The organism is Streptomyces sp. NPDC098789, from assembly GCF_044759975.1.
In the GTDB taxonomy this organism is placed as follows: Bacteria; Actinomycetota; Actinomycetes; order Streptomycetales; family Streptomycetaceae; genus Streptomyces.
The window spans coordinates 765,564-777,489 of record NZ_JBIWAJ010000001.1; the positions used below are offsets into that span (position 1 = coordinate 765,564).

8 protein-coding genes are annotated in these 11,926 nt (G+C 72.5%); 6 read left to right on the top strand and 2 right to left on the bottom strand.

The window, feature by feature from the left end; all coding sequences use genetic code 11:
- Positions 1–57: 57 nt before the first annotated feature.
- The gene (locus tag ACIQWR_RS03695; RefSeq protein ID WP_404004877.1) at positions 58–1,521 is read right to left on the bottom strand and encodes a cytosine permease; all 1,464 of its coding nucleotides are present in this window, start codon (positions 1,519–1,521) and stop codon (positions 58–60) included.
- Positions 1,522–1,667: 146 nt separating this feature from the next.
- Here ACIQWR_RS03695 and ftsY point away from each other — a divergent pair, with 146 nt between their 5' ends.
- Positions 1,668–2,882, top strand: coding sequence for a signal recognition particle-docking protein FtsY (ftsY, locus tag ACIQWR_RS03700; protein WP_404004879.1), 1,215 nt, complete (start codon positions 1,668–1,670; stop codon positions 2,880–2,882).
- A gap of 136 nt (positions 2,883–3,018) precedes the next feature.
- Here ftsY and ACIQWR_RS03705 read toward each other — a convergent pair whose 3' ends face one another.
- Entirely contained in the window at positions 3,019–3,687 is a 669-nt protein-coding gene (locus tag ACIQWR_RS03705; RefSeq protein ID WP_404005042.1) for a bifunctional DNA primase/polymerase, read from the bottom strand.
- 396 nt (positions 3,688–4,083) lie between these two features.
- Between ACIQWR_RS03705 and ACIQWR_RS03710 the strand changes: the two genes are divergently transcribed.
- The 5 genes from ACIQWR_RS03710 to ffh all read left to right on the top strand — a co-directional run bounded on the left by ACIQWR_RS03710 (position 4,084) and on the right by ffh (position 11,921).
- Positions 4,084–5,610: a hypothetical protein gene (locus tag ACIQWR_RS03710; protein ID WP_404004881.1), complete on the top strand. Its 1,527-nt coding sequence runs from the start codon at positions 4,084–4,086 to the stop codon at positions 5,608–5,610.
- A gap of 314 nt (positions 5,611–5,924) precedes the next feature.
- Entirely contained in the window at positions 5,925–7,268 is a 1,344-nt protein-coding gene (locus ACIQWR_RS03715; RefSeq protein WP_399265705.1) for an ammonium transporter, read from the top strand.
- The gene (locus tag ACIQWR_RS03720) at positions 7,265–7,603 is read left to right on the top strand and encodes a P-II family nitrogen regulator (protein WP_351040006.1); all 339 of its coding nucleotides are present in this window, start codon (positions 7,265–7,267) and stop codon (positions 7,601–7,603) included. The genes ACIQWR_RS03715 and ACIQWR_RS03720 overlap by 4 nt, the downstream gene beginning before the upstream one ends.
- Positions 7,604–7,622: 19 nt before the next feature.
- Positions 7,623–10,058, top strand: a complete 2,436-nt coding sequence (locus ACIQWR_RS03725; RefSeq protein WP_404004883.1) for a [protein-PII] uridylyltransferase — start codon at positions 7,623–7,625, stop codon at positions 10,056–10,058.
- 291 nt (positions 10,059–10,349) lie between these two features.
- A complete protein-coding gene (gene ffh / locus ACIQWR_RS03730; protein WP_399265709.1) occupies positions 10,350–11,921 on the top strand; it encodes a signal recognition particle protein in 1,572 nt (523 codons plus the stop codon).
- The last annotated feature ends 5 nt before the right edge of the window (positions 11,922–11,926 follow it).

Here is an 11,926-nt window from a genome sequence, read left to right on the forward strand (position 1 = left end):
TCGCCTTGCTGCTCGCGGTGACGGGCCGGGCGAAGGGGGACGTTAGCTGACGCGGCGTCAGTTGGACAGGGATCCGGCGGGCTCGGGCTCCCGCACGGGCGCGTCCTCGCCCGCCGCCGGCGCCCCGGTGCGCGGAAGGACGGCGTACAGCAGCCCGGAGGTCACGATGCCGGCCGCCCAGCCGAGGCCGTTCTCGCCGATCCAACTGTCGGCGAGCGGCCCGCCGAACCAGTCGACCTTGGTGAACAGCAGGCCCACGACCAGGGCGATCCCCCACGCGCACATCGCCTGCCAGGCGAAGCCGCCCTTGTACCAGTAGGCACTGGTGCGCCCCGTGTTCAGCAGCGCGGCCCCGTCGTACGTGCGCCCGCGCAGCATGTCCACGCCGAAGACGCCGATCCACGCGGAGAACGCCACGGCCAGCAGGGTCAGGAAGGAGATGAACGACCCGAAGAAGCTGGTGGCCACGACCATCAGCAGGAAGCCGAAGACCAGGCTGATGACGGCGTTGACGCTGACGGCCCAGGCGCGCGGGACCTTGATGCCGAGGGTCTGCGCGGTGAAGCCGGCCGAGTACATCGACATCGAGTTGATCAGCAGCATCCCGACCAGGGCCACGAGCAGGTACGGGACGGCGATCCAGACGGGCAGCAGCTCGCCGATGAAGGAGACCGGGTCCTGCGCGGTGGCCAGGTCGGGGGTGCCGACCGCCATGACCGCGCCCATCAGGACCATCGGGATGACGACCACGGCCGCGCCGCCGATCGTCGCGCCGACCATGCCCCTGGAGGAAGCGGTGCGCGGCAGGTACCGCGTGAAGTCGGGGCCGGAGGGCACCCAGCTGATCCCGCCCGCCGCGATCGTGCCGATGCCCGCGACCATCATCGCGGTCGAGCCGGCCGGCTTGTCGAAGACCGCGGACCAGTCGGTCTCGGCGATCAGATAGCCGAGGACCAGCACGCTGAAGGCGCCGAAGAGGTACGTCGACCACGTCGAGCACACGCGCAGCGCGTTGATGCCGAGCCCGGAGACCACGAAGGTGCAGCCGACGAAGAGCAGCAGCGTGACCACGATCAGCGCGGTGTTCTTGTGGATGTCGAAGAGCAGGTCCAGGACGGTCAGCATGGCGAAGGCGCCGCTGACCGCGTTGATCGTCTCCCAGCCCCAGCGGGCGACCCAGATGAGCGCGCCGGGGAAGAGGTTGCCGCGCTGGCCGAAGACGGCGCGCGAGAGGGCCATGCCCGGGGCGCCGCCGCGCTTGCCGGCGATGGATATCAGCCCGACGATCCCGTAGGAGAGCACGGGCGCCGCGACGGCGACGACGAGGACCTGCCAGAAGTTCAGCTTGTTGAAGATGACCAGACCCGCGCCCATGGTCAGCAGCAGCACGCTGATGTTGGCGGCGACCCAGGTCGGGACGAGTTCACGGACGCGGCCCGTGCGCTCGCCGTCCGGGACGGGTTCGAGGCCGCGGGTTTCCATCGCGGTCTCTGTGGCGCCGTCGGCGGGCTCGGCAGACATGCGGTACTCCGGGAGTGGCTGGAGGGCGGGGGAGGTCGACCATCATCGTAGATTTGATGTGAAAAGCTCAAATAGAGGCTTACGCCCCTTGGCTGATTCGCCAAGGTCCGGGGTCCGGGCCGACGGTGACCGATACTGGGTTGGTTATGGAAATCCTCATCCTTGCTGTAGTCATCGCCCTGGTCGCGGTCGGCGCGATCAGCGGGCTCGTGGTCAGCAGCCGCAAGAAGAAGCAGCTGCCCCCCACGGCGCCGTCGAGCACGCCGACCATCACTGCCCCGCCCGCCGAGCCGCAGGTCGGGGACGACGCCGCACCCACGGTGGACGAGCCGCGGCGCACGATCGAGGAGGTCGTGCTCCCCGAGGGGGAGACCGCCACCGACTCGCCGGTCGCCGCCCTGGACCCCGTCGTCGCGGCGCCCGCCCTGGACGTGCCCGAGCCCACCGCGGGCCGGCTCGTCCGGCTGCGCGCCCGGCTCGCCCGTTCGCAGAACTCGCTGGGCAAGGGGCTGCTGACGCTGCTCTCCCGCGAGCACCTCGACGAGGACACCTGGGAGGAGATCGAGGAGACGCTCCTCATCGCCGACGTCGGCGTCGCCCCCACGCAGGAGCTGGTGGACCGGCTGCGCGAGCGGGTCAAGGTCCTCGGCACCCGCACCCCGGCCGACCTGCGCGCCCTCCTGAAGGAGGAGCTGCTGACCCTGCTCGGCACCGACTTCGACCGCGCCGTCAAGACGGAGAGCGGCGTCGACACCCCGGGCGTCGTGATGGTCGTCGGCGTCAACGGCACCGGCAAGACCACCACCACCGGCAAGCTCGCCCGCGTCCTGGTCGCGGACGGCCGCAGCGTGGTCCTCGGCGCGGCCGACACCTTCCGCGCCGCCGCCGCCGACCAGCTCCAGACCTGGGGCGACCGGGTCGGCGCGCGCACGGTGCGCGGTCCCGAGGGCGGCGACCCGGCGTCGATCGCCTACGACGCCGTCAAGGAGGGCATCGCCGAGGGCGCGGACGTCGTACTGATCGACACCGCGGGCCGGCTGCACACCAAGACCGGCCTGATGGACGAGCTGGGCAAGGTCAAGCGGGTCGTGGAGAAGCACGGCCCGCTGGACGAGATCCTGCTGGTCCTGGACGCCACCACCGGGCAGAACGGTCTGACCCAGGCCCGCGTCTTCGCCGAGGTCGTGGACATCACCGGCATCGTGCTGACCAAGCTCGACGGCACCGCCAAGGGCGGCATCGTCGTCGCCGTCCAGCGCGAGCTGGGCGTCCCGGTCAAGCTGGTCGGCCTGGGCGAGGGCCCGGACGACCTGGCGCCCTTCGAGCCGGAGGCCTTCGTCGACGCCCTGATCGGCGACTGACCCCCGCACCGGCCACCCGGCCGTACGGCCCCCGGGGCCCCCGCGCCACGACGGCGCGGGGGCCCCGTCGCATCGGGGCCGGCCGCAGCCGCCGCAGGCCGGGGCGGCAGCGGCGCTTCCGCGCCGGACGCAGGCGTCAGCGGCTGAAGCGGTGGCAGATGTAGGCCAGCGTGCCCAGCAGCAGCCGGGCCTGCGGGGGGCCGCCCGCGGAGTCGAGGGTCGGCGGGCGCAGCCAGACGACCGGGCCGAGCCCCGCGTGGTCGGAGGGCGGAGCCGTGACGTGGGCTCCCTTGCCCAGAGCGCGCAGGTCGAGGTCCGCGTCGTCCCAGCCCATCCGGTACAGCAGCTGCGGCAGCTCGGCCGCCGCCCCCGGGGCCACGAAGAACTGGGCCCGCCCGTCGGGGGTCGCGGTCACCGGACCCAGCGGCAGACCCATCCGCTCCAGCCGCACCAGCGCCTGGCGCCCGGCCTCCGCGGAGACCTCGATGACGTCGAAGGAACGGCCCGCCGGGAGGAGCACCGCGGCGCCCGGGAAGCCGCCCCAGGCGTCGGTCACCTCGTCCAGCGTGGCCCCCGCGGGGACCACCACCCCGAAGTCCAGCGGGTGCGCCCCCGGGGCCGCGCAGCGCGCGTTCCCGCAGGAGCAGTCCCGGCCGGGGGAGGCGGCCCGGGCGCCGGGAACCGCGTCCCATCCCCACAGTCCGGTGTACTCGGCCACCGCTGTGCATTCCGACATCCGGCCGCGGCGCCGAGTGCCGGACCGGAACTCCTTGGTGCTCCGGCTGCCGCCGATCGTGAAGCCCATGCCCATGCCCCCTCCAACGGGTCGAGCGCGCCGGTGGTTACGACTCACCGCGACGCGGTCGTCGACCGTGCGGCACACGGGCCACGCCCGGCGCACTCCTCGCCGTGCGCGCCCCGGCGTACACCGCTGCGCCGACTGCGGGTCATCCCGTGTCAAGTGAATCGTGCTTGGCGCGTGGCGAGTTCATTCGAAGGGGTGGCGAATGGTGGCGATTCCGCAAACGGCCTCGCGGTAGGGGTGATCGTAGGATTACTTTCAGTGCACGAACCCCGAAGGTGCGCCCGTCCGTGGGTATGCCGGAGGCAATGTGTGAAGGGCTTGTGAAGGCCCCCTGTGGCTCACCCGGGCCCGGCCAGGGTTTCGTGTGAAAGAGGCTGAGCGGATGGGGGCGTTCCAGTGAGCGGCAGCGACGCAAGCGGAACGGACGCGGACTCAGCCGTCCGGGGCCGAGCCGAGGATCCCCGTCCCAACGAGCAGCTGACGTCGTGGTTCGTCCGCAGCGGCTGGTCCAAGGGCGAGCTCGCCCGCCAGGTGAACCGCCGCGCCCGCCAGATGGGCGCCCACCACATCAGCACCGACACCTCCCGGGTCCGCCGCTGGCTCGACGGCGAACAGCCGCGCGAGCCCGTCCCGCGCATCCTCTCCGAGCTCTTCTCCGAACGCTTCGGCAGCGTCGTCGCCATCGAGCAACTCGGCCTGCGCACCGCGCACCAGACCCCCTCCGTCTCCGGCGTGGACCTGCCCTGGGCGGGCGACCAGACCGTCGCGCTGCTCGGCGAGTTCTCCCGCAGCGACCTGATGCTCGCCCGCCGGGGCTTCCTCGGGACCTCGCTCGCGCTCTCCGCCGGCCCCGCCCTCATCGAGCCCATGCAGCGCTGGCTCGTCCCCGCCCCGGCCGCCGACCCGGGATCGCGGGAGGCGGGACCGGCGGGCTCCCGGCCCGGCGCCCTCAGCGGCTACCGACCGCCCCGGCTCTCCGAACCGGAACTCGACCTGCTCGAAGCGACCACCGTCATGTTCCGCCAGTGGGACGCCCAGTGCGGCGGCGGCCTGCGCCGCAAGGCCGTCGTCGGCCAGCTCCACGAGGTCACCGACCTGCTCCAGGAGAGCCACCCGGCCCCGGTCATGCGCCGGCTCTTCAAGGTCGCCGCGGAACTCGCCGAACTCGCGGGCTGGATGAGCTACGACATCGGGCTGCACCCCACCGCGCAGAAGTACTTCGTGCTCGCCCTGCACGCCTCCAAGGAGGCCGGGGACAAGCCGCTCGGCTCGTACATCCTCTCCAACATGAGCCGCCAGATGATCCACCTCGGCCGCCCCGACGACGCCCTGGAGCTCATCCACCTCGCCCAGTACGGCAGCCGCGACTGCGCGGGCCCCCGCACCCAGGCCATGCTGTATGCGATGGAGGCCCGCGCCTACGCCAACATGGGACAGCCCAGCCGCTGCAAGCGGGCCGTCCGGATGGCCGAGGACACCTTCGGGGACGCCGCCCTGGACGGCGAGACCGAGCCGGACTGGATCCGCTTCTTCTCCGAGGCCGAACTGAGCGGCGAGAACGCCCACTCCTTCCGGGACCTCGCCTACGTCGCGGGCCGCAGCCCCACCTACGCCTCGCTCGCCGAACCCGTCATGCGGCGGGCGGTGGAACTCTTCTCCACGGACGAGGAACACCAGCGCTCCTACGCCCTCAACCTGATCGGCATGGCCACCGTCCACCTGCTCCAGCGCGAGCCCGAGCAGTCCGCGGTCCTCGTCGACCAGGCCCTCGACGTGGCGCGAAAGGTGCGGTCCGAACGCGTCAACACGCGGCTGCGCAAGACCGTGGACACCGCCGCCCGTGAGTACGGCCACGTCGCAGAAGTCGTCCAGCTCACCGACCACCTCGCGGCCCGCCTCCCGGAGTCCGCAGAAGCCGTCTGACCCGCTCGACGGCCACCCCCGAGGCCCCGGCCGCGGCAGTCCTCCCGTGAAGCCCGATCGGGCTCCCCCGCCCCAGGTCATCCGGAGGACCGCCGCGGCCGGCTCGCTGTGCCCCCGTTCATGGACGCGTAACACGCCCGACCTCTTCGTCATCGGCGCGAAACACCCAGCGGCGCCGCCGGAAACCGGCCTGCGCGAATCTCAGGGCCAATAACCGGCCAGCCCCGGTCAGCTCCCCGGACCGGGCCCCTTTGACGCCGCTCAGGTTTTCACGATCGCCCGCACGCGAACGTACCGACGACGAGGAGACGCCGATGGCATCAGCCATCACGACCCTCGCGGCAGACGCCCCGACGCTGTCTGCCGCGAACACCGGGTTCATGCTCATCTGCTCCGCCCTGGTCATGCTGATGACCCCGGGTCTCGCCTTCTTCTACGGAGGCATGGTCCGCGTCAAGAGCAGTCTCAACATGCTGATGATGAGCTTCATCAGCCTCGGGATCGTCACGATCCTCTGGGTCCTCTACGGCTTCAGCCTCGCCTTCGGCACCGACAAGGGCTCCCTGATCGGCTGGTCCTCCGACTACCTCGGCCTCAGCGGCATCGGGATCACCGAGCTGTGGGACGGCTACACCATCCCGGTCTACGTCTTCGCCGTCTTCCAGCTGATGTTCGCGATCATCACACCGGCGCTGATAAGCGGTGCGCTCGCCGACCGGGTCAAGTTCAGCGCCTGGGCCCTCTTCATCACCCTCTGGGTCACGATCGTCTACTTCCCCGTCGCCCACTGGGTGTGGGGCACCGGCGGCTGGCTCTTCGAACTCGGCGTCATCGACTTCGCGGGCGGCACCGCCGTCCACATCAACGCGGGCGCCGCGGCCCTCGGCGTCATCCTCGTCATCGGCAAGCGCGTCGGCTTCAAGAAGGACCCGATGCGCCCGCACAGCCTGCCGCTCGTGATGCTCGGCGCGGGCCTGCTCTGGTTCGGCTGGTTCGGCTTCAACGCCGGTTCCTGGCTCGGCAACGACGACGGCGTCGGCGCCGTCATGTTCGTCAACACCCAGGTCGCCACCGCCGCCGCCATGCTGGCCTGGCTCGGCTACGAGAAGCTGCGCCACGGCTCCTTCACCACGCTGGGCGCCGCCTCCGGCGCCGTCGCGGGCCTCGTCGCCATCACCCCCTCCGGCGGCTCCTGCTCCCCGCTCGGCGCGATCGCCATCGGCGCGATCGCCGGCGTCGTCTGCGCCATGGCGGTGGGCCTGAAGTACAAGTTCGGCTTCGACGACTCCCTCGACGTGGTCGGCGTCCACCTGGTCGGCGGTGTCATCGGCTCCCTGCTCGTCGGCCTCTTCGCCACCGGCGGGGTGCAGTCCGACGCGGCCGGCCTCTTCTACGGCGGCGGCCTCGACCAGCTCGGCAAGCAGGCCGTCGGGGTCTTCTCGGTCCTCGCGTACTCTCTCGTCGCGTCCGCGGGCCTCGCCTTCCTCCTCGACAGGACGATGGGGATGCGCGTCACCGAGGACGACGAGGTCTCCGGCATCGACCAGGTCGAACACGCCGAGACCGCCTACGACTTCAGCGGAGCCGGCGGCGGATCCTCGTCCCGGTCCACCAGCTCCGTACCCGTCGCCGCTGCCAGCAAGAAGGTGGATGCATGAAGCTCATCACCGCGATCGTCAAGCCGCACCGGCTCGACGAGATCAAGGAGGCCCTCCAGACCTTCGGGGTGCACGGTCTGACCGTCTCCGAGGCCAGCGGGTACGGCCGCCAGCGCGGGCACACCGAGGTCTACCGCGGCGCCGAGTACACCGTGGACCTCGTCCCGAAGATCCGCATCGAGGTGGTCGTCGAGGACGACGCGGCCGAGGACGTCATGCACGTCGTCGTCGAGGCCGCCCGCACCGGCAAGATCGGTGACGGCAAGGTGTGGAGCGTCCCCGTGGACTCGGTGGTCCGGGTCCGCACCGGCGAGCGCGGCGCTGACGCGCTCTAGCTGACGACAGGAGCCCTGGGTGACGAGCGTCGACAACACGACCGGCACGGCCGACTCGGGACCCAGCGGTTACGCCGCGGCCCGGCTGCGACTCCTCCAGGAGGAGTCGCGGTCCGGGCCCGCCCGGCGTTCCGCCCTCTCCGGGCTGACCGACGACTGGCTGAACGCGCTGTTCGCGACCGCCGTGCGGGAGAGCGGGGTCCGGGGCGCCGCCCTGGTCGCCGTCGGCGGCTACGGGCGCGGCGAACTCTCCCCGCGCAGCGACCTCGACCTCCTCCTGCTGCACGACGGCAAGGCGGACCCGAAGGCGCTGAGCGTCCTCGCCGACCGCATCTGGTACCCCGTGTGGGACCTGGGCCTCGCCCTCGACCACTCCGTGCGGACCCCCGGCGAGGCCCGCAGGACCGCCGCCGAGGACCTCAAGGTGCACCTCGGGCTGCTGGACGCCCGCCCCGTCGCCGGCGACGTCGGACTCCTCGCGGGACTGCGTACCTCCGTGCTCGCCGACTGGCGCAACAACGCCGTCAAGCGGCTCCCGCAGCTGCACTCGCTCTGCCGGGAGCGGGCCGAACGGAGCGGGGAACTGCGCTTCCTGCTCGAACCCGACCTCAAGGAGGCCCGCGGCGGACTCCGCGACGTCACCGCGCTGCGGGCCGTGGCCGCCTCCTGGCTGGCCGACGCCCCGCGCGAGGGACTGGCCGAGGCCCGACGGCGCCTCCTGGACGCCCGCGACGCCCTCCACCTGGTCACCGGGCGGGCCACCGACCGGCTCTCCCTCCAGGAGCAGGACCCGGTCGCCGCGCAGCTCGGCCTGCTGGACGCGGACGCGCTGCTGCGCGAGGTGTACGAAGCGGCGCGGGTCGTCTCGTACGCCGGCGACGTCACCTGGCGCGAGGTCGGCCGGGTGCTGCGGGCCCGGGCCTCCCGGCCGCGGCTGCGCGGGCTGCTCGGTACCCGGGGGGCGGCCGCCGTGGAGCGGGCCCCGCTCGCCGAGGGCGTCGTCGAAGCGGACGGCGAGGCCGTACTGGCCCTGGCCGCCCGCCCCGAGCGGGACCCGGTGCTCGCCCTGCGGCTCGGCGCCGCCGCCGCGCAGGCCGGACTCCCGGTGTCGCTGCACGCCGTACGACGCCTGGCCGCGCAGGCGAAACCGCTGCCCGTGCCGTGGCCCGCCGAGGCCCGCGAGCAGCTGGTGACCCTGCTGGGCGCGGGGGAGCCCACCGTGGCCGTCTGGGAGGCCCTCGAAGCGGAAGGGCTGATCAGCAGGCTGCTGCCCGACTGGGAGCGGGTCCGCTGCCGCCCCCAGCGCAACCCCGTCCACACCTGGACCGTCGACCGGCACCTCATCGAGACCGCCGTGCGCGCCTCCGCCCTCACCCGCCGGGTCGGCCGCCCGGACCTGCTGCTCATGGCCGCCCTGCTGCACGACATCGGCAAGGGCTGGCCCGGCGACCACTCGGTCGCGGGCGAGACCATCGCCCGCGACGTCGCCGCCCGGGTCGGCTTCGACGCGGACGACGTCGCCGTGCTGGGCACCCTCGTACGGCACCACCTGCTGCTGATCGACACCGCCACCCGGCGGGACCTGGACGACCCCGCGACCGTCCGCTCCGTCGCGGACGCCGTGGGCTCGACCGGCACCCTGGAGCTGCTGCACGCCCTGACCGAGGCCGACGCCCTGGCCACCGGACCCGCGGCCTGGAGCACCTGGCGCGGCTCCCTCGTCGCCGACCTGGTGGGCCGGGTCGGCGCGGTCCTCGACGGGGAGGCCGTCCCGCCCGAGGTGCCGGGGACGCAGCGGCCGCCCGGCGCGGAACCGGAACGGCTCGCGGTGGAGGCCCTGCGCACGGGGGAGCCCGCGCTGGCCCTGTACGCGCGTCAGGAGGAAGAGGACGCGGTCGGCGTCGAGCTGATCGTGGCCGTTCCCGACCAGCCGGGGGTGCTGCCCGCGGCGGCCGGGGTGCTGGCCCTGCACCGGCTCACGGTCCGCGCCGCCGACCTGCGGACGCTGGAGCTGCCGGAGGCGCTGGGGGAGGTGCTGGTGCTGAGGTGGCGGGTCGCCGCGGAGTACGGGTCCCTGCCGCAGGGCGCGCGGCTGCGGACGGACCTGATCCGGGCCCTGGACGGCTCGCTGGACGTGCCCGCGCGACTGGCCGACCGCGAGGCCGCCTACCCCCGGCGGCGGGGGGTCGTACCGCCGCCGCCGCGGGTCACCGTGGTCGCGGACGCCTCCCCGCTCGCGACGGTGCTGGAGGTGCGGGCGCCGGATGCGGTGGGGTTGCTGCACCGGATCGGGCGGGCGCTGGACGAGGGCGGGGTCCGGGTGCGGAGCGCGCACGTGTCCACGCTCGGGGCCAACGCCGTGGACACGCTGTACGTGACGGACGTCGACGGCAAACCCCTACCGCCCGCGCAAGCCGCCCTCCTGGCCGACACGGTCCGCTCGGCCCTGACCTGACCCGCCCCCGGCGGCGCCTCACACGCCGGCGGGGCTAAATCAGCCTCGCCGGCGTTTGAGGCGCCGCCGGAGGCGACCGGGGCGGAGCCGGCCCGCAGGTGTGCGAGGCGCCGCCGGAGGTGGGTGGGCCGGGCCCGGTTCGAGGGGGCCAGTCAAATCAGCCCCGCCGGCGTTTGAGGCGCCGCCGGGGGCTTCGGGGGACGGGCACCGCCCCGCAGGGTCCGGCACGCGGCGCGGCCCGATACCCTGGGGGGCGACCACACGCCCCCGACCCGAGGAATCGCGACTACCGTGTTCGATACGCTTTCCGACCGCCTCAGCGCGACCTTCAAGAGCCTCCGGGGCAAAGGTCGCCTCTCCGAGCAGGACATCGACGCTGCGGCCCGGGAAATCCGTATCGCCCTCCTCGAGGCAGACGTCGCCCTCCCCGTCGTCCGGTCCTTCATCGCGAAGGTCAAGGAGCGCTCCCTCGGCGTAGAGGTCTCCAAGGCCCTCAACCCCGGCCAGCAGGTCCTCAAGATCGTCAACGAGGAACTCGTCGGGATCCTCGGCGGCGAGACCCGCCGCCTGCGGTTCGCCAAGACCGCCCCCACCGTGATCATGCTCGCGGGCCTCCAGGGTGCCGGTAAGACCACCCTCGCCGGAAAGCTCGGCTTCTGGCTCAAGGGCCAGGGCCACGCCCCGCTGCTCGTCGCCTGCGACCTCCAGCGCCCCAACGCCGTCAACCAGCTCAGCGTGGTCGCCGAGCGCGCCGGCGTCGCGGTCTACGCGCCCGAGCCCGGCAACGGCGTCGGCAACCCGGTGCAGGTCGCCAAGGACTCCATCGAGTACGCCCGTACCAAGCAGTACGACGTCGTGATCGTCGACACCGCCGGCCGCCTCGGCATCGACGCCGAGCTGATGCAGCAGGCCGCGGACATCCGCGACGCCGTCAGCCCGGACGAGATCCTCTTCGTCGTCGACGCGATGATCGGTCAGGACGCGGTCAACACCGCCGAGGCCTTCCGCGACGGCGTCGGCTTCGACGGCGTGGTGCTCTCCAAGCTCGACGGCGACGCCCGTGGTGGTGCCGCGCTCTCCATCGCGCACGTCACCGGCAAGCAGATCATGTTCGCCTCGAACGGCGAGAAGCTCGACGAGTTCGACGCCTTCCACCCGGACCGCATGGCGGGCCGGATCCTCGACATGGGCGACATGCTCACCCTGATCGAGCAGGCCGAGAAGACCTTCAGTCAGGCCGAAGCCGAGAAGATGGCGGCCAAGCTGGCGAAGGGGCCGAAGGAGTTCACGCTCGACGACTTCCTGGCCCAGATGGAGCAGGTCCGCAAGATGGGCTCCATCTCCAAGCTGCTCGGCATGCTGCCCGGCATGGGGCAGATCAAGGACCAGATCAACAACATCGACGAGCGTGACATCGACCGCACCGCGGCCGTCATCAAGTCGATGACCCCGGCCGAGCGCCACGACCCGACGATCATCAACGGCTCGCGCCGCGCCCGCATCGCCAAGGGCGCCGGCGTCGAGGTCAGCGCCGTGAAGTCGCTCGTCGAGCGGTTCTTCGACGCCCGCAAGATGATGTCCCGCATGGCCCAGGGCGGCGGCATGCCCGGGATGCCGGGCATGCCGGGCATGGGCGGCGGCCCCGGCCGCCAGAAGAAGCAGATCAAGCAGGCCAAGGGCAAGCGCAAGAGCGGCAACCCGATGAAGCGCAAGGAAGAGGAGGCCGCGGCCGTCCTGCGCAAGGAGCAGGGACCGCAGGCCGTCGAGCCGGGCGGCGACGCGGGCAACCCGTTCGGCCTGCCCGCCGGTCCCGCCGGCCAGGACTTCGAACTCCCCGACGAGTTCAAGAAGTTCATGAAGTAGCACGC

What these genes read in the sequence shown, in the direction of transcription:
- ACIQWR_RS03695 (WP_404004877.1), bottom strand. Translation starts at nt 1,521, where the DNA reads ATGTCTGCCGAGCCCGCCGACGGCGCCACAGAGACCGCGATGGAAACC.
- ftsY (WP_404004879.1), top strand. Translation starts at nt 1,668, where the DNA reads ATGGAAATCCTCATCCTTGCTGTAGTCATCGCCCTGGTCGCGGTCGGC.
- ACIQWR_RS03705 (WP_404005042.1), bottom strand. Translation starts at nt 3,687, where the DNA reads ATGGGCTTCACGATCGGCGGCAGCCGGAGCACCAAGGAGTTCCGGTCC.
- ACIQWR_RS03715 (WP_399265705.1), top strand. Translation starts at nt 5,925, where the DNA reads ATGGCATCAGCCATCACGACCCTCGCGGCAGACGCCCCGACGCTGTCT.
- ACIQWR_RS03720 (WP_351040006.1), top strand. Translation starts at nt 7,265, where the DNA reads ATGAAGCTCATCACCGCGATCGTCAAGCCGCACCGGCTCGACGAGATC.